This is a genomic window from Emticicia oligotrophica DSM 17448 (assembly GCF_000263195.1).
Classification (GTDB): domain Bacteria; phylum Bacteroidota; class Bacteroidia; order Cytophagales; family Spirosomataceae; genus Emticicia; species Emticicia oligotrophica.
On the sequence record NC_018748.1, the window covers coordinates 3,682,338 to 3,700,137 of the forward strand.

Annotated in this window: 15 protein-coding genes; 7 read left to right on the forward strand and 8 right to left on the reverse strand. The window is 34.6% G+C overall.

The annotated features are described in order from the left end of the window. Window positions 1-4 precede the first annotated feature (4 nt). Window positions 5-850, forward strand: a complete 846-nt coding sequence (locus EMTOL_RS15165) for a sugar phosphate nucleotidyltransferase (protein ID WP_015030191.1) — start codon at window positions 5-7, stop codon at window positions 848-850. A 59-nt stretch (window positions 851-909) separates the two neighbouring features. Here the strand turns inward: EMTOL_RS15165 and EMTOL_RS15170 are convergent, their stop codons facing one another. Continuing rightward, complete coding sequence (locus tag EMTOL_RS15170; protein ID WP_015030192.1) at window positions 910-2,154, reverse strand: MFS transporter; 1,245 nt, start codon at window positions 2,152-2,154, stop codon at window positions 910-912. A 190-nt stretch (window positions 2,155-2,344) separates the two neighbouring features. Beyond that, a complete protein-coding gene (locus EMTOL_RS15175) occupies window positions 2,345-3,253 on the reverse strand; it encodes a ClpXP adapter SpxH family protein (RefSeq protein ID WP_015030193.1) in 909 nt (302 codons plus the stop codon). A 157-nt stretch (window positions 3,254-3,410) separates the two neighbouring features. Between EMTOL_RS15175 and EMTOL_RS15180 the strand changes: the two genes are divergently transcribed. The 5 genes from EMTOL_RS15180 to katG all read left to right on the forward strand — a co-directional run bounded on the left by EMTOL_RS15180 (window position 3,411) and on the right by katG (window position 9,261). Beyond that, on the forward strand, window positions 3,411-3,713 hold the full coding sequence (locus tag EMTOL_RS15180) for a winged helix-turn-helix transcriptional regulator (RefSeq protein ID WP_015030194.1): 303 nt from the start codon (window positions 3,411-3,413) through the stop codon (window positions 3,711-3,713). Window positions 3,714-3,951: 238 nt separating this feature from the next. Continuing rightward, window positions 3,952-4,746, forward strand: a complete 795-nt coding sequence (locus EMTOL_RS15185; RefSeq protein WP_015030195.1) for a hypothetical protein — start codon at window positions 3,952-3,954, stop codon at window positions 4,744-4,746. A gap of 86 nt (window positions 4,747-4,832) precedes the next feature. Continuing rightward, window positions 4,833-5,372, forward strand: coding sequence for a DUF4136 domain-containing protein (locus EMTOL_RS15190; RefSeq protein WP_015030196.1), 540 nt, complete (start codon window positions 4,833-4,835; stop codon window positions 5,370-5,372). Window positions 5,373-5,488: 116 nt separating this feature from the next. Further along, entirely contained in the window at window positions 5,489-6,817 is a 1,329-nt protein-coding gene (locus EMTOL_RS15195; RefSeq protein ID WP_015030197.1) for a hypothetical protein, read from the forward strand. A 221-nt stretch (window positions 6,818-7,038) separates the two neighbouring features. Next, window positions 7,039-9,261 (forward strand): catalase/peroxidase HPI, encoded by a 2,223-nt coding sequence (katG, locus tag EMTOL_RS15200; protein WP_015030198.1) that lies wholly within the window; start codon window positions 7,039-7,041, stop codon window positions 9,259-9,261. Window positions 9,262-9,325: 64 nt separating this feature from the next. Here katG and EMTOL_RS15205 read toward each other — a convergent pair whose 3' ends face one another. The 6 genes from EMTOL_RS15205 to EMTOL_RS15225 form a co-directional block, all read right to left on the reverse strand. Then, window positions 9,326-9,907: a YdeI/OmpD-associated family protein gene (locus tag EMTOL_RS15205; protein WP_015030199.1), complete on the reverse strand. Its 582-nt coding sequence runs from the start codon at window positions 9,905-9,907 to the stop codon at window positions 9,326-9,328. Window positions 9,908-10,080: 173 nt separating this feature from the next. After that, window positions 10,081-11,691 carry a phage tail-like protein gene (locus tag EMTOL_RS15210; protein WP_015030200.1) on the reverse strand — a complete coding sequence of 537 codons (1,611 nt, stop codon included), beginning with the start codon at window positions 11,689-11,691 and terminating at the stop codon, window positions 10,081-10,083. 105 nt (window positions 11,692-11,796) lie between these two features. Then, window positions 11,797-12,171: a hypothetical protein gene (locus EMTOL_RS15215; RefSeq protein WP_015030201.1), complete on the reverse strand. Its 375-nt coding sequence runs from the start codon at window positions 12,169-12,171 to the stop codon at window positions 11,797-11,799. 152 nt (window positions 12,172-12,323) lie between these two features. Beyond that, complete coding sequence (locus EMTOL_RS15220) at window positions 12,324-13,157, reverse strand: IS5 family transposase (protein WP_015027236.1); 834 nt, start codon at window positions 13,155-13,157, stop codon at window positions 12,324-12,326. Window positions 13,158-13,220: 63 nt separating this feature from the next. Next, a complete protein-coding gene (locus tag EMTOL_RS22490; protein ID WP_015030202.1) occupies window positions 13,221-13,352 on the reverse strand; it encodes a hypothetical protein in 132 nt (43 codons plus the stop codon). A gap of 6 nt (window positions 13,353-13,358) precedes the next feature. Further along, window positions 13,359-14,348 (reverse strand): vWA domain-containing protein, encoded by a 990-nt coding sequence (locus tag EMTOL_RS15225; RefSeq protein ID WP_015030203.1) that lies wholly within the window; start codon window positions 14,346-14,348, stop codon window positions 13,359-13,361. 358 nt (window positions 14,349-14,706) lie between these two features. On the opposite strand from EMTOL_RS15225, the gene EMTOL_RS15230 reads away from it, so the two are divergent. Beyond that, complete coding sequence (locus EMTOL_RS15230; protein WP_015030204.1) at window positions 14,707-17,715, forward strand: reprolysin-like metallopeptidase; 3,009 nt, start codon at window positions 14,707-14,709, stop codon at window positions 17,713-17,715. Window positions 17,716-17,800 lie beyond the last annotated feature (85 nt).

Genomic DNA, 17,800 nt, shown 5'->3' on the forward strand with positions numbered 1-17,800 from the left:
TCCAATGAAGTTACTCATATTAGCGGGAGGGATGTCATCTCGCATGAAGAAAAATTTAGAAGGTAATACAAACCTCGATTCAAAGCTTATCGAACAAGCCAATACTTTACCAAAATCAATGATTGGTTTGGGTAAAGATGGAAGACCCTTTTTAGATTATGTATTATACAATGCTTCTGTTGCGGGCGTAAAAGAAGTTGTTTTATTGTTAAATCCTAAAGATACAGTTTCTCAGCCGTACTACGAAAAGCTTATGGCTGATGAAAAAAGTTGGGGCTTGAAGATAGGTTTTGCTCGTCAATTTATTCCCGAAGGTAGAGAGAAACCACTCGGTACGACCGATGCAATTGAACAGACCCTCAATCAATTTCCTGCATGGAAAGAAAGTAGATTCATTGTTTGTAATGGAGATAATTTATATCCAGTCAAAGCCTTTGAATTATTACTCGATGAAGCATACCCAAATGCTATGCTCGATTGGGATACAGAAGGCTATACAGTTGACCGAGTGCGAAATTGTGCCATTATCAAGAAAGATTCAGAAGGATATTTAATTGATTTACTCGAAAAACCGAATGACGAAGAATGGGAAGAAATTGTAGCTACCATGCCTCGAATTGGAATTAGTTGGAATATTTTTGCCTTTACAAGTACAGCCTTAATTCCATTTTTAGAAAAAACACCTTTACATCCAGTTCGTAATGAAAAAGAAATTCCTGTGACTGTCCGTATGTGGGCTAACGAAAATCCTAGAGGAATTTATACCATTCAGATTGCAGATGTTTTGCCTGACCTTACGAGTAAACATGATATTGCTGAAGTACAGGCTTTATTAAATTACGATATTTAATAAATTAAGATGGCAAGAAGTGCTCATTTATGAAGCCTCTTGCCATATTTTACTTATAATCAATCAGTTGCAATAATTTCTTTAGTAGGGTCAATAAAAAACCAAAGTGCAGAAGAAACAATTAAACAAGCTGCGATTAAAAATAGAGGATAGTTAAAATTTCCTGTTTGTTGTACAATTGTTCCGAAGATTATTGTGATGAAAAAACCACCCATTTGACCCGCAAAATTCATCGCTCCAGTAACGGTTCCTGAATTTCTTTTGCCGATATCAACGCAAACAGCAAAAGCCACAGGCAAGGTAAGGTCTTTCAATAAAACACAAAGTGCTAATAGATAACCCGCCAATTCATTATCTGTTGTTAGGCCAGCTCCTAAAAAACAAATACTCGAAGTACCCAAACCAGCTACACCTACGACTCTTCTGCCAATTTTTAATCCATATTTTTTAGTCAAAAAATCACTGGCAAAACCACCTAATACGCAACCAATTGCCCCAAGAAAATAGGAAAGCGAAACAAAGTTTTTAGCTTGGTCTTCTGTCATGTGTCGGCCTTCCTGAAAATAAGTTGACGACCAATTTGTAAAGAAATAGGAAGCATAGAAAAACAAATGACACATCAACATTAGAATCCAAATGTTTGGATTTCTAACGATAGTCTGCCAACTAATCTTATGATTATTCGCAATTTGTCTTCGTGAAGATTCAATTTCTTCGATTTCATCTTTACTTATAGCAGGGTGTTCGGAAGGAGTATCTCTAAACCAATAATACCAAATTCCTGCCCAAACACAACCCACTACACCAAGTACAAAAAAAGCAGAACGCCAGCCTACCGCATGCACAAGCGGAATGACTAAAAGTGGCGTTAGAGCACCTCCAATTCTTCCTGCTGCCCATATTACAGATTGAGCTCGACCAACCTCAATGGCAGGAAACCATTTTGATATAACGATGGAGGCGTTTGGATAAGCTCCCGCTTCCCCCATTCCAAATAAAAACCTTACGATTAAGAGGTAGGCAAATCCAAAGGCAGTTCCCGTAAGAGCAGTGAAGCCAGACCACCACAGAACTACTCGTGTAAGAATTCTACGAGGTCCAATACGGTCGCCCAAAACACCCGTAGGAAGCTCAAAAAGTGCATAAGCTAAAGAAAATGCTCCTAAAATATAGCCAAAAGATTGATTATCAAGGCTAAGGTCGGCTTTTACGTATTTACTCACCACGTTCATACAAACACGGTCGAGAAAGGTAATGATAGAAAGTAAAAATAATAGGAAGAGTACTCGGTGGCGAATTTTCATGAGGTTTAGGTTGGTTTCAAAAAATGAAGATAAGTCAAAAGTATTAAATTATTGACGTTTTTCAAATAATCCGAAACTTACCCACCAATTAAAAAATAAACCGAGGATTTCGCTCTTGATTGAGTTACTTATCCTCGGTTTTGATTCAAATAGTACAATGAAAGGTGTTAGAATTAGGAATACCTAAATACTATTTTTTTACCCAAAGTATGCCATTTTTAATATTTGTTTTATTTAATAATCCCTTTTGATGAGCATTATTTAATATTTCCTCGCCTTCTATATTTGATACTCCGCTTAATTCCGAGAATTCTCTGCTTGTTAGCGTTGAGTATTTGGCAAATATCCCTTCACAAGATTTATCATAAGGAATTTTATAAGCGTCTTTGAAAACTCTTGCAATCGCATTTTCAAAGTTTGCATAGGGTTTAAAACCCACCACAATCTCATTAATATTATTAGGTCCTACAAAAAATAATGTTGGAAAACCTCTCACACCCATTTTTCTTGCTAGTTCAAGGTCAGCTTTAAAAAGCTCTTTAGCCTTAAATTCGTAATCCGACTTAAGTTGATTCTCGTCGAGACCTGTTGCAATAGCAGCATTTTTAATATGCTCCCATTTGGTAATGTTTTTCTTTTCAAGGAAAACCATTTCTCGGATTTTTCTCAAAAATTTAATAGCCAATTCTTCGTTTTGTATCTGAGCAGCTTTAAAAGCAATAGAAGGTGGATAGGAAGAATGGAGAGGGTCTTCAATCCAGACATTACCATCAATTGGCATTTTGTAATACGTACTTACTTCGTCCCAATGGTGGGCTACATCAGAGGGTTTACTGATGCCATTTTTATTATAATTCCAATCAGGTAATAAGCCGCCCATTCTGTAATCAAACTCTACTATTGGAGCGTACTCAAGTTTTAGTCTTCTTAATTGTGGCTCAATGCCCCAACATGTCGAGCAAATTGGGTCAGTGAAATAAATAATTTTTAAAGGCTTTTGGGTTTCCGTAAAATGGATACTTTCAGAAGTTCCATAAGATTGTATTTCGCAAATACCTTCTTCGGGATCGCACAAAAGAGGGTTGTTGTTGTTTGTCATCTGAGTTGCGTTTTTATTTTAGGAAGTAATCCTGCCAAACACTTAATGCAACAAGTTATGAATTAATTTTCTGGACAGAACAATTTTATCTCATAAAGTTGTTATACGGATACAAAGTTGAAAACTATTCATTGAACTGTCAATTAGTCAGAAAAATATGACTGCACAAACTACAGAAAATAACTGCCCTGCAGAAGGGTTATTGAGAATGCTTTCGGGTAAATGGAAACCTCAAATCTTCAGATTAGCTCTAGATGGCCCTCTGAGATTTAATTCATTAATTAGGCAAATTAGTGGTTCGAACAAACAGTCTATTGCAGTAGCTTTGAAAGAAATGGAAGAGCAAGGTTTGCTGGAAAAGACAGTGATTAAACTTAAACCACTTCATATCGAATACAACTTATCAGCTAAAGGACTGTCATTAGTATCCATATTTAAGGAATTAGAACATTTGTCTTGAAATTTTTTTGTTGAAGAATGAGTTTGAAGGTCAATGAGTTATGCTTGTTGGCCTTTTTTGTTTGAGAGGTTTAATAACTTTTTAACACTTCATATTCAACCATTTGTAAAGATTTTTCGACTTTATCAGCAGAACCTTCACAACGGCTTTTGAATTAAAACAATATTCCTTACAAAAAACTTCAAGTCTATATGGATAAAATTTACTATTAAAAACAACATAAAATAGTGAAATTACCATGAAAGTGTTAGTATTGGGTGGCTGCCATGTGTACGGCTACGGTGTAAAGAAAAATAAAGGATTTGTTCAACAAACTCTATTTTCATTAAGTATTCATCAATCAGTTGATGTAACTTATTTTGCCCCACTTAAGCTTTCTCAAGCAAATAAATTGCTTGAATCAAGACCTGAACTTTTCGAAGAAAGTGATTTAATCATTGTGCAATTAGGTAATTACGAACTTTCGTTTCAAGGTAAATTTAAAGAGTTAATTAAAGTTAAAACGCCTCTTTATGAGGAGGGTTTTCCGAAAAGTATCAATGAGCAGTTTCAGCCTGTAAATATTGATAAACTGCACCAAGTTTTACCAATAGAAGAAGAAAAAAAGAAATCTAACTTTTGGATTGAATTAGATTTCAAACTTCGACTCTTTACTAAATTGGGAATTTCAGAAGTACTCTACTTTTTTAATAAAATTCCACTACTTTATCATTTTAATGTTGAGTATTCGAGATTTTTGAGAGGTTTGGATGGCTTTCAGAATAAAACCGTGATTGTATCACCTACGCCCGTAATCGAAAAAATCAGCAACTTTTTGAGAGTCAAAGGAGCACAAAAAGTACAAGAATTAGCTACTGAATTTGGTTTTGATTTTATTCGACCCGATAGTTTACTTGTAAATCCTCAGAAAGAAATTCTTCCAGAAGGATTTCATATTAACGAACAGTTTCATTATAAACTTTCCCAAAAACTAATGAGTACGATTATCTCATTGAGTGCCTTGAGTTTGACCTCCGGATTGGTAGATAATTGATGTTTTAACTCCTATTTAATTTGTCTTTAAAATTACTTTTAGCTTCTCATATTTACTTTGAATCAACAAAAAAGAAAGATAGAACAATGAAAGCTGTAATGAAAAAAACTATGCTTATCTGGGTGATGGGTATAGTTGCCTTTGCTTCAAAAGCACAAGTTGTTACCAACGCCGACCATGGCGTGAATTTTAGAGATTTACATACGTTTGCATGGCTGAATCCCGATATTCAGGTTCGTAATCCGCTCTTTAACAATGAATTGATTACCCGAAATATTGAAAACTATGTCAACAATGCTTTGGTCACGAAGGGCTTGAAGATTGATAATCAAACCCCCGATATACTTTTGAAATTTCATACATACACTGAAAATGCTATTAGTAGTATGGGTGGTTATCCGATGTGGGGTGGTTGGGGTTTTAACCGTGGGTTCTTTCCGTTCACTGGTTATGGATACGGACCTTATCAATATACAAAAGGTACTTTAGTGATTGATGCAATTGATGCCCGCACGAACAAATTAATATGGCAAGGTGGAATTTCAGGTAGTATTAATGCTGCAAAAATTCAACGAACAATTTACAAAGGAGTGAATAAGATAATGAAGAAGTATCCTGTAAGTTAAATATAGTCAATATTGTAATAATAAACCCTTGTGCATATTTGGGTATTATTGAGTGAATATTTTATGAGAATAATGTCAAACAGTTGCTTTCGAGTAAACTTGAAATAACAAAATATATGAAAACTGGATTCATTTTTGAGGAGAAATCCGAAATGAAACAGCCAATCGGAGGTTGGATGATTCGTTTAGTGCTATCGTTTTGCGTAGTATTAGTGGTTAAAATTGTATCTTTTGCTCAAAATGCTGTCCAATTCGATACAGAGAAGGGAATTGTAAACGCTATTGCTACTTACAATGCCGATGTTCGTCAATCAATTTTGGTTGCTAGTCAATATCCGCAAGTATTTGCTGATATTCGACGCTTGAAAGATAAAGAGCAAACTTCGTTTCATACCTTGATTTCAAATTTTAGTCAAGAAAAACAAGGTTGGTTTTATGAACTTACACGTTATCCAGATTTACTGCATACTTTGGCAATAAAGCCAGATGGCCTCAAGCGTGATGAGGTTGGTAATTTATTGCCAAATAAAGAGCAAACACTTGAAAAAGCCGCTTGGAGATTATACAGATTTCATAAAGCAGACCTCGTAGAGGCCGATAATTTGAATCAACAGGCCGATGAAGCTTATAATAAATTGCTTGGCTCATTAGAATTACCAGTGAAGGTTGCCTTTCTGAATTTGGTGAAATATCCTGATGTAATGAGTATCTTAACCAATAATTTGGCGTTAACCACCGAAGTTGGTAAACAATATGTAGCTGATAAAGAGGCTTATAATCAGTTTTTGGCTGCTAAACATGATAGTTTGGTTATTCAAAACGATAGGGAAGTAGACTATTACAAAAAGCAGTTAGATGAAAATCCACAGGCAAAGGCTGAACTTACCCAAGCTGCAAAAGATTATGCCCAGGAAAACGGTTATATCGTTCCGAATACTTCAAATTATTATAACCAAAACTATTATGTTAACCCTTATTCATTTTGGTTTGGCTATCCATACTGGTATGGTTCACCTTTGTGGTATCCGAGTGCATATTGGGGAGGATTTGGCTTTAACTATGGTTTAGGTGGGCTAGGTTTCTATGGTTTTCCAACTTTTGGTTTTACAAATTGGTTTTTTAATGGTGGTTATTATTATCGTTATCCAACTCTTTACCTCCATTTGGGTAATTACTATCGAAATACTATTGTAAATAACCGAGTATTTGTTCCAGCAACCCGTGGCTTTATGAATGCGGCTCGTGAACATTATAGTCCAAATACAAGTGCAAGAACGAATTATTCGAGGGGTTTTAATTCAGATTTTCGAAATTCCACATCTAGTGGAAGAGTTTTTAATGGGGCAGCTACCGGTAGTTTTAATAGAGGGGGCTTTAGCGGTGGAGGTTTTAATAGCGGCCGTATGGGTGGAGGTTTTAGTGGGGGTAGAGGAGGTCGTCATTGATTAGTAAATTTTAAATAAGAGGTGAAGTAATTGTGCTTCACCTCTTATTTTGTGTAGTTTTATAGATATTGTCTATGGATTTATAAAAATATTCGATTTGGTTTATGCGTGTAGATTTGGTAATTTTGAAATGCAATAAAATCGAAAATAACTCATTTAAGTTACTTTCGGATAAATTGACAAACATAAAAAAATTTAGATAAATAAAACAAACTACAATAATGGAAAATCATCCATCTAATGGCGAAGCTAAATGCCCTTTTCATCACGGAGCAGGAGCACCAGTAAATAATAGTGCTGGTGGAGGCACAAGAAACCAAGATTGGTGGCCAAATCAGTTGAGATTAAACATCTTGCGTCAACATTCTTCTTTATCAAATCCAATGGATAAAGATTTCAATTATGCTGAAGCATTCAAATCGCTTGATTTCGCAGCTTTGAAGCAAGAAATAAATGAATTGATGACTAACTCTCAAGATTGGTGGCCAGCAGATTACGGTCATTATGGACCTTTCTTCATTCGTATGGCATGGCACAGTGCAGGTACATATCGTACTGCCGATGGTCGTGGTGGAGCGGGTTCTGGTACGCAGCGTTTTGCACCATTGAATAGTTGGCCAGATAACGGAAACCTTGATAAAGCACGCTTATTATTGTGGCCAATCAAACAAAAATATGGAAATAAAATCTCTTGGGCAGATTTAATGATTTTAGCAGGTAACTGTGCGTTAGAATCGATGGGCTTCAAGACTTTTGGTTTCGGCGGTGGTCGTGTAGATGTATGGGAACCAGAAGAAGATATTTATTGGGGTTCTGAAGGTAAGTGGTTAGAAGACAAGCGTTATACTGGCGACCGTGAGTTGGAAAATCCTTTAGCAGCTGTTCAAATGGGTCTTATTTATGTAAATCCTGAAGGTCCTAACGGAAACCCTGACCCTTTAGCAGCCGCACGCGATATTCGTGAAACATTCGGCCGTATGGCAATGAACGATGAAGAAACAGTGGCTTTAATTGCGGGTGGACATACATTTGGTAAGGCTCACGGTGCAGCAGACCCAAGCAAATACGTAGGTCCAGAGCCAGCAGCAGCTGACATTGAACACCAGAGCCAAGGTTGGATTAATACTTTTGGTAAAGGAAATGCTGAACATACAATTACCAGTGGTTTGGAAGGTGCATGGACAACAACACCAACTAAATGGAGTAATAATTATTTCTGGAACTTATTTGGTTATGAGTGGGAATTAACCAAAAGTCCAGCAGGTGCACATCAGTGGAAACCAAAGCATGGAATGGGAGCAGATACTGTGCCTGATGCACACGATTCTTCGAAACGTCATGCTCCAATCATGTTTACAACAGATTTAGCTTTGAGATTCGACCCAGCTTATGAAAAAATCTCACGTCGTTTCCATGAAAACCCAGATGAGTTTGCTGATGCTTTCGCTCGTGCATGGTTTAAACTTACTCACCGTGATATGGGACCTAAATCTCTTTATCTAGGGCCAGAAGTACCTGCAGAAGACTTAATTTGGCAAGACCCTATTCCTGCAGTTGACCACCAAGTGATTGATACAAATGATATTGCTGAATTGAAGAAAAACATCCTTGCTTCGGGTCTTACAATTGCTGAGTTAGTTTCAACTGCTTGGGCTTCTGCATCAACTTTCCGTGGTTCAGACAAGCGTGGTGGTGCTAATGGTGCGAGAATTCGTCTAACTCCTCAAAGATATTGGGCTGTTAATAATCCTGCTCAATTATCTAAAGTACTTGATACGCTTACAAGTATCCAAGAAGAGTTTAATTCGATTCAAACAGGTGGTAAGAAAGTTTCAATGGCTGACTTAATCGTATTGGGTGGTTGTGCAGCTATTGAGCAAGCAGCTAAAAATGCTGGCCAAGAAATTTCTGTGCCATTCACACCTGGTCGTACAGATGCTTCTCAAGAACAAACTGACGTAGAATCATTTGGTGTATTGGAGCCATTAGCTGATGGATTCCGTAACTACCAGAAAAAGCAATACATGACTACTGCAGAAGAAATGTTGATTGACAAAGCTCAATTAATGACACTTACTGCTCCAGAAATGACAGTGCTCGTTGGCGGTTTGAGAGTATTAGGTGCTAATTATAACGGTTCAAATCATGGTGTTTTCACAAATCGTCCTGGTGTTTTAACAAACGATTTCTTCGTAAACTTGCTTGATTTAAGCACTACTTGGAAGGCAACCACTCCGCATCAAGATTTATTTGAAGGACGTAATCGTGCAAATGGCGAATTGAAATGGACTGGTACTCGTGTAGATTTGATTTTCGGTTCGAATACAGAGCTTCGTGCAATTGCAGAGGTTTATGGTTGTGGCGATTCTCAGGAAAAATTCTTGAAAGATTTTGTTGCAGCTTGGAATAAAGTTATGAACCTTGACCGTTTTGATTTGGTATAAGGTTTCTGCAATAGTTTGTAAAACAAAAGGCGGTGATTGTGAAAAATCACCGCCTTGTTTATGTCTAATCATTTAAACCCTTGCCTTGCAAAATCTGTGGAATAGCTTTTTCTATGCGTGATTCACGAGTTTTTGACTGTTTAGGTTGAGAAAAGTGAAGCAAATATCCCCTTTGTCTACCCGGAGTGAGTGCTTCAAATGCTGCCTTAAATATATCTGATTCATCTAATTTTGATTGAAATTCGGCACAAACTTCAAATTCTGAAGTTTCTTTTAAAACTACCTTTAATCCAAGTTTTTCAACTTCGATAGCTTCAAAAATATATGATTTTAAGATTCTTTCTCTATCAACAATTTCTTGTAAACTTGTAAATCTCATTTGTCTTGTGGCTTGCACATTTTGAGTTTGCTGAATCAGTAAAGTTTCTGAATCATGGAGTAATGCACCCTTAAAAAATAAAACTGCACAATATTCTTTGAAGTCGTGTATCAGTATAATATTATTTTGCTCAAAAGTATAGCAGGGGGTACCCCATTTAAGTTCTTCTGTGAGCCCACAAGCTAGAATGATTTCTCTTAATTTTTCAACTTCTGGTCTCCATTTTTTGTTTTTTTCAAAATAAAAATCAACTTTTGGATTTGTCATTTGAGTATTATTTAGTTGATTAAAATTAGTTTTCAGTTAGATTATAAGTTTTATTTTCGTCTAATTACACACTCAAAATCTTTAAACTATTATAATTGAGCTCTCAGTATCTGGGCTTATTTCCTTGCTAATTTTACAAAAAAATGTTGTTTTGAAAGATTGGAATATTTCATTTATCTACTCATCTGAATAAAGAAAATATCATTGAATATTATTTCACTCGATATTACTTTTTGACTATTCATTTCAAATTCACCTTTAAAAGTACCGATTATATTAATTCTTCCATCTTTTGTGACAGATAGTTTTTGACCAGAATCATAGCTCGAACTTCCTCCTTTTTGAATCCAAATTAATTGTGCAGAGGGGCTTAATTTTGCCACATAAATATCATCTGCACCTTTTGATTTGAGAGTTGTTTGTCCTGAATTCAGAGTTTGATTGAAAAGTCCAGTAATATACAGGTTATTTTGCTCATCAACTTCAATATCATTACAATCTAAGCCTTCATAATTTACTGATTTTCCGAATTGCGATACCCATTCTAAAGTACCAAATTTACTTATTTTTAACAAAAATAAGCTTGATGGGCCTTCGGAAGTCAAGTTGATATTTTCAAGCGAAAAATTAGAATGGAATAGACCAACAACATATAAATTTTGGTTAATATCCATTGCCATGTCATCAAAAACATCTTTTCCGTATTTAGACCAACTAAGGTTATTATTTTCATCAAAGCCCAAGATGAAAAAGTTGAAAGTATTATTCGAAGGTAGCGTCACACCTTCAACGGTTGTTGCTCCTGTGTAAGTACCACCCACAAAATATTTCCCAGTGATTTTATCAACTAATATTTTACGGCCTAGAATAGGACCACTACTTGGCGTATATACCCTATGCAGAAGCAGATTGCCATTCAAATCAAATTTTTCAATTAAAAGCTTATGATAAGAACTTATTGCATTCCCATCCCAATAACCAGTAATGTAAATCTCATTACCAACCGCAATACTAAATCCTATATCATTTTCTATTGAACCAGATTTTTTCACCCACTGAAAAACACCTTCTGAATTAAATTTAGCAATAAATATATCTCGCCCTCCACTTGTTGAAATAGTTGAGCCAAATTCTGAAAATGCAGTAGAAGAATATCCCCCAAAAGAACCCGTGATATAAATATTATCGTTTACGTCAACAGTTACATCTTTTATTTCAGTATAGTTAATTTTTACAGCCCAAGTACATGAATTATTTTTATCTATTTTAGTTAAAAATGATGCTTGTAAACCATTTAACGTACATCCATTTAATTCAATATTTCCATCAAAAGTGCCCACAATAACGCTATTTCCTTGACTATCAGTGCTTATACCACTTGCATCATTCGGTGAATTCAGATTCGCAAACTTGTAAGCGTTTGTTGTATTTGAAGTATTTGAATTCTGTGATAATATGAGCCATTCGGTGCCATTATAATATCTTAATACATTTGAAGTATTATCAAAAACAGTCATCCCTTTTTTAGGTGATGGAATATTTAATATTTGACTAAAACTGAGTTGAGGAAAGTGTAAATTGCTATTACTTCCTGATGTTATGGTAGTGGATTGTCCAAAAATATATGAATTTGAAAAAAGGAGTAAAAGTAGAAATGCATAAAAAAAGCTTATGATTTTTGACTTTAGAAGTATAAACTTTCGACATTTAATTCTGGAATCAGGTAAAAAAAATGAAAAAGGCTTAATGGTTGGATATTTAGTAAAGTTGGAAGTTGTGTACATATAAAGGTAAGGGTTATCAAAAAATATAGGCTTTTTTTACAACAGTTTTTATATAATTCAAAAAATCAGTTTATTTCTGCTTATAGTTACAGAGAATGAATCAACTTAATACTTTTTCAGAAAATTATAGCTTAAACCAGTAACAAATGAAATTTTTGTTACAGTATCTTCATATTTTAGGTCTGTATCTAAAGGCATAATCTGGTTACAATATTGAATTTTACCACCAATAAAAAGTCGAAGTCCAGCATTTAATTTCATGGCGAAGCCAGTTTCGATGGTGTAAACAAGGGAATTCTTTCCCTTTAATGTATAATTTACCTTATTTGTTTCATAAACTTTACTGTCTTTATTGAAGACCATTTGCCCAGCTCCAACTTTAAAAATGAAGTTACTATTTTGGTTTAAGTCATTCAATGAACTGTATCTTAGAAATGCCCCAAAAATTTTACTATTGAATTCGTCAATTACTTTTGGCATGGCATCAGCATCTTTATAAATATATCTTTCTGGTAGGATAGAAGAAGTATATTCTGCACCTAACTGGAAATTTTTCCCTCCACCACCAATACTAAGGTCATAGGGGATTTCTAATGATTTTTTGCTTACTTTAGCATTGAACTTGTTTAGGATTAACTTTTATATTTAATTTTTCGTAAAAAACGAACTGAGAATGCCAATAAATTTAAAGCCACCCAGTTAATTGCTTTCGTTTCAAACCTGACAAGTAATGCTTTGAAACTATCCATCCAAGCATTAGCGTGCTCAATGAGTACTCGTCGTTTGTATAACTCTTCATCAAAATGCTGATATTCAGTAGATTGATTTTCTATTTTGTTATTTCGAGAATTAACATCAATATTGGCTTCAATTTCTTTATTTTTACAAATTTGACGAAATTCTTTGCTATCGAATCCAGCATCAGCATTTAGAAAAAGGCCTCTGAGATTAATTCCTGCTTTTATGAGCATTTGACACAGTTCTTCAAAGAGTTCCTGAATATTATAAAGGTCGTTGTGTTTTCCTTCTTGTGGGCTGGCACATGCCAACATTTGTCCCTGATTATCAGCTAAAAAGAGCAAATTAGTTGTTTTTGATGCTTTTCGACCTTGATACCCAACAGCTTCACCTCCACGTTTGGCAAGTGTATGACTACCATCAAGTTGGATACAAGATAAGTCTAAATATGAATAGTTTGATGCTAAAATATTTATCCAAACTTTTGTCCAAGAGCCGTCCTTGACCCATTCATTAAAGTGATAATAGACTCCTTGCCATGTTAAAACCTTATTATTAAAAAATTGCTTTACTGGCAGTTGACGCCATTGACAACCTGTTTTCAAACGATATAAAATTGCTGAAACAATAGCTGTCAACTGTTCTATTTCACACTCTTTTCCACGTAAACCAATACTTAAATTTGGTAATATATATTGTTCAATCGTATTTTTACTCAAGATTTCCACTGTAGGTCTTTTTGATGATTCGCACCACAAAATTCAACCTATTTTGGGAATCTTTTTATAATACTAAACAACCTCATTATAATCACCCTCTCTTTTCACGCTCGAAATGCCAGTTTTTGCTTCAATAAAAAACTTTTGTGCGAATACAAAATTTTGTTGAAGTAAGAATAATAATAGTAATATTTTTCTAAACATGATTTCTTAATTTAGGGTGGCTTTGATATGTATTCTGAGCGAAATAGGTTTACTTACAGGAGAGGAATTCCTGTTGTAGTATAGGGAATAGGTTGAAATGGCCGAATTTGTAAATTTTTTAAATATTTTATCAACTTCATCAAAAGTTTCAGGAAATGAGTATTGACCACCATTTTGTGCAAGAGATTTTAAAGTTTGTTCATCTACACCTTCCTTCCCTTTGAAACCAATGGTATAACTAAGCACTTTCAATGAATTGATTTGTGAGGAAATATATGAAGAGTTTTCAAAAAGTGCACTTGATTGAGCATTGTTGATGCCATCGGTAAAAGTTATTAAAGCTTTTTCATTGGAATTAGTATTTTTCAAAAGTGTAACACCCGTATTCATAGCTTCGAATAAACGAGTAGCGTTTTGATTTTCAGGTAAGGAATTAATAAAATTAATGACACTTACAGGGCTAGTAGTTGGAGCTAATTGATAAATGTTCTGAGAAAAGCCAACAATCCCAATCTTTGCGGAGGGATTTTCTCTAAAAACATTAGCTACTACTTCAATAACTGTGTTTTTTAAATTTCTTACATTACTTCCAAGCGATGAACTTACATCAACGACTATTACTAAAGAAAAGTTTTGAGAGTAATATGAAATGAAAAAGTTTTCAGAATCTTGTCTCCAATCTTCATTCGTAAATTCTGATGTTTTTATTTCTCCAGCCTTATAATTACCTAATTCATCGCTAATTTTTAAGGTATTGAATATTACAAATGCTCTTGTTTTGTCGTTTGATAAAGCTGAAGTATTATTTGCTAAAGTAATAATATTTGAGGGATAACGGAGGTTGGATAACTGTGGGTTTAAACCTGTTGGATTGGTATAATCAGCAAAAATAAACAAATCTTTTACGTAAGGATTTATTTCACCTGCTAGTTTATCTTTACAAGAGATTGTAATTAAAGAAAATACGATAAAAACAAAGGATAAAACAGCTTTCATATTTGTCTAGAGTTTGTCAAATTTAATTTTATTTTTAAAAAAACCAAAGAATTATTCTAAAAATAATAGGTGCACGATTGAGGTAAGTATCGATGCTTAAAACTCACATAATCAATTATTTGTATTTAAAATCAATCATCACTAAAACCGTTATGAATAGTAAATAATTTCGTTGAAACCTAAGTTAAAACTTCAACTTTTGAAGTTTTTAGGTATCTAGAGTTTTTAGTCGTTTGTCAACGTCGTCTATCGTTCGTGTACTTTTAAATAGCATTTTTTATAATTAGATTAAATATTGCCACTAAATGTAATATTTATTATAATAAATGGGCTTATAGCCCAATACAAATAGAATGCTATGAAAACGTACATATATTTGATTTTTACTTGTATTTGTTTTAACTCGTTTGGACAGGAAAGAAAATTAGAGATTGATTTTGAAGCCATAAAGTCTTCTTTAAAAGTTGCTAAATTAGAAAAAGCAATAAGAGCCTCCAATAATACCAATGATGAACGCCCAATTATTAAACTCCCATTGATAGATGGAACTTTGAAGGCCTTTTATTTTATGGAGTCTCCTATTTGGGAGAAAGTAGAGGATATGGCAAAGGCAGAGATACAGACATATTCTGGAGTAAGTGTTGATAACGATGGCTTCTTAGCTCGAATCACTATTTCTTCATTAGGGTTATCTGCAATAATACGAAGTCCAAGTGCATATTACATAATAGAGGTAGAAGATTTGCCAAACAATAAATATATTATTTATCCACTTGGGTCAAAACGAAATATTAAATGCGAGGTTGGAGAAAACTCATTAATAAAAAATGTTGAGAGCAAATTTAAACTTAGTAATCAATTATCTTCTGCTCCTTTTCCTAATGGAACTTATTTGAGAGTATATAGATTTGCCGCTGCTGCAACGGGTGAATTTACAACTAACATTGGGAGTGGAAGTAGAACAACCGCTCTACAAAGAATTACTGAAATCGTTAATCTTATTAGCTTAATTTACGAAAGTGAAGTAGCGATTCGTTTTTCATTGGTTGCGGAAACCACTAATAAAAATTTAATTTTTTCTGATGCTTCAACAGACCCCTTTTCACCATCAGGTTCTGCAAGTGCTGATGCCTCGCAAAATGGGTTTAACTTAATGTCGTCGAATCAAGGAAGTTTTGCCAATTTCCTCCCTTATGTCAATTATGATATTGGACATACATTCCATTTTGTTTCGGGTTCATCAGGTAGCGGACAAGCCGGCCCAACTCCCTGCACAAATTCGTATAAAGCACGTGGCTGGACTCAAATGGGACTTAACTATTCAACGGGAATTGTAGCTAATATCGCAGCACATGAAATTGGACATCAATTTGAAGCCCACCATACCTTTAATGCTAGAGGAGGAACATCAAGCGAGCCGACTGTATGTTCTGATCAATGGGATGGAACTTCTGCTGTCGAACCTGGCGGTGGAGTTACCCTAATGGGTTATGGACAAGTTTGCTCGTCGCCAAATTACACATTAACTGGCAAAGTTGATAATAGTTTTTTTCATACAAAAAGCATAGAGCAAATACTACAAAGTGATGGTTTTGGGGCAGCTGGAGCAAATGGTTGTGCGAATCTGATTGCAACCGGTAATTCATTACCAGTTGCAAATGCTGGTCCAGATGTAGTGATGCCTGTAAATACACCATTTACATTGACAGGCAGTGCCACAGATAACGATAATACTGATGTGCTAACCTATACTTGGGAAGAATATGATATTGCAACATTAGACGATAAAGGTGCTTTGGGAGCTACGGTTACAGGTAGGGGTGGTTATTCTGCTGTAAATAGTCCAAATACTGCTCCACTTTTTAGAAGCTATATTCCCTCAATAACAGGCTATACGCGTACTTTTCCGGATATGCAGTATGTGTTAAATAATGTAAATAATGGGAGTCCTAATTCTGGAGAAGATTTACCACAAGTTGGTAGGATTATGAAATTTAGATTAACTGTTCGGGATAATAAAGTTAATGGGGGAGGAATTGATTCGGACGAAAGAATAATAAATGTAGATGCGAGTAAAGGACCATTCACTTTAACTTCTCCTAATGGAGGGAATGTTTTGAATGCTGGAAGTAGTTTAATAATTACGTGGCAAGTAAACGGTACAGATGTTCTCAGTTCTAACGTGAAAATTTTACTTTCAATAGATGGTGGGAACTCTTTTCCGATAATATTGGTCGCTAATACTCCAAACGATAATAACGAAATAGTCACGGTACCTAATAATGTGGCATCTTCCACAACTTGTCGTATCAAAATAGTAAGTCTAAATGATACAACATTTGAATTTTTCGATGTTTCAGATAGTAATTTTACAATTAGTTCATCATGTTTAGCAAATAATAGCTATATATGTCCGACTAATACAATTTCTGAACAATCTGGGAATGCAATTTTTAATTTAGGTTTAAACTATTATCCAGCGAATAAAATTATAGGTGGTAAGAAGGTTTATTCAACAAGTGGAAGTGTAAATAGAACTTTATTTCTATACACAAATAACAGCTATACTACTTGTACAAACGCTGGTTTTCAAGTCAATTCAATTTTAATTTCATTTCGTGTCTCAAAGCCAGGGGTGTATAATATTTCTGCTTTAACAAATACGGCATCTTCAAGGTCATTTACAGTTTATTCATCAACAAGTTTAAGTTGCAATACTTTTATTGGCAGTAACTCCTATGATGCAGGAGGTGGCAGTTATTCAAGGATAACAAGTCGGGATATTTTCCTGAATGAGTGTATTGATTATTACATCGTTGTTTATTTGGGAAGTTCAAGTACGCCTACAATTGATTTATCAATTATTGGCGATGGTGACGTTATTGAAGTTTCATCGAATCCACAAGGAGTAAATTATACTTATGTGGCTGTAAATCAATCTAATAGTCAAATTGCGGCAGTTTCATCTAATTCAGACTTTACTAGTCTAAGCCAAGGAAATTATAAAATTTATGGTTTGGAATATCAAAATACCATAAATCCAACAATTTTTTTGAATCAGACTATCTCTCAGGTATATAATTCAAATAACTGTATTTTGTTTAGTACAAATTCAAAAACAATTACCGTTCTAGAAAGTCCATGTTTAACTAATATACTCCTTATAAGTCCAAATAACAATATTGGTACGGGGACGCAATTAATACAAGCTTCGGCAACTGCTTTAAATGCTGGAATTACGGCATCAAATAAAATTACTGGTACTGGAACAAGAGCTATTTTTCAGGCAAAAACATTATTATTGCAAAGTGGATTTGAAGTAAATGCGGGTTCAATATTCAGAGCGGAAGTAGGAGGGTGTAATTAGAAAATTAATCCTGATTCGTCAATTTTCTTTTTAGCTTATATTTGTTCAAAATTGCTATTATAGAATTCTATAATTATTTATGACA

Excerpts from the sequence above, each read along its gene's own strand:
- EMTOL_RS22490 (WP_015030202.1), bottom strand. The coding sequence starts at position 13,352 with ATGTTTAGAAAAATATTACTATTATTATTCTTACTTCAACAAAATTTT.
- EMTOL_RS15195 (WP_015030197.1), top strand. The coding sequence starts at position 5,489 with ATGAAAACTGGATTCATTTTTGAGGAGAAATCCGAAATGAAACAGCCA.
- EMTOL_RS15190 (WP_015030196.1), top strand. The coding sequence starts at position 4,833 with ATGAAAGCTGTAATGAAAAAAACTATGCTTATCTGGGTGATGGGTATA.
- EMTOL_RS15215 (WP_015030201.1), bottom strand. The coding sequence starts at position 12,171 with ATGCCAAAAGTAATTGACGAATTCAATAGTAAAATTTTTGGGGCATTT.
- EMTOL_RS15175 (WP_015030193.1), bottom strand. The coding sequence starts at position 3,253 with ATGACAAACAACAACAACCCTCTTTTGTGCGATCCCGAAGAAGGTATT.
- katG (WP_015030198.1), top strand. The coding sequence starts at position 7,039 with ATGGAAAATCATCCATCTAATGGCGAAGCTAAATGCCCTTTTCATCAC.
- EMTOL_RS15230 (WP_015030204.1), top strand. The coding sequence starts at position 14,707 with ATGAAAACGTACATATATTTGATTTTTACTTGTATTTGTTTTAACTCG.
- EMTOL_RS15180 (WP_015030194.1), top strand. The coding sequence starts at position 3,411 with ATGACTGCACAAACTACAGAAAATAACTGCCCTGCAGAAGGGTTATTG.
- EMTOL_RS15225 (WP_015030203.1), bottom strand. The coding sequence starts at position 14,348 with ATGAAAGCTGTTTTATCCTTTGTTTTTATCGTATTTTCTTTAATTACA.
- EMTOL_RS15185 (WP_015030195.1), top strand. The coding sequence starts at position 3,952 with ATGAAAGTGTTAGTATTGGGTGGCTGCCATGTGTACGGCTACGGTGTA.
- EMTOL_RS15205 (WP_015030199.1), bottom strand. The coding sequence starts at position 9,907 with ATGACAAATCCAAAAGTTGATTTTTATTTTGAAAAAAACAAAAAATGG.
- EMTOL_RS15165 (WP_015030191.1), top strand. The coding sequence starts at position 5 with ATGAAGTTACTCATATTAGCGGGAGGGATGTCATCTCGCATGAAGAAA.
- EMTOL_RS15170 (WP_015030192.1), bottom strand. The coding sequence starts at position 2,154 with ATGAAAATTCGCCACCGAGTACTCTTCCTATTATTTTTACTTTCTATC.
- EMTOL_RS15210 (WP_015030200.1), bottom strand. The coding sequence starts at position 11,691 with ATGTACACAACTTCCAACTTTACTAAATATCCAACCATTAAGCCTTTT.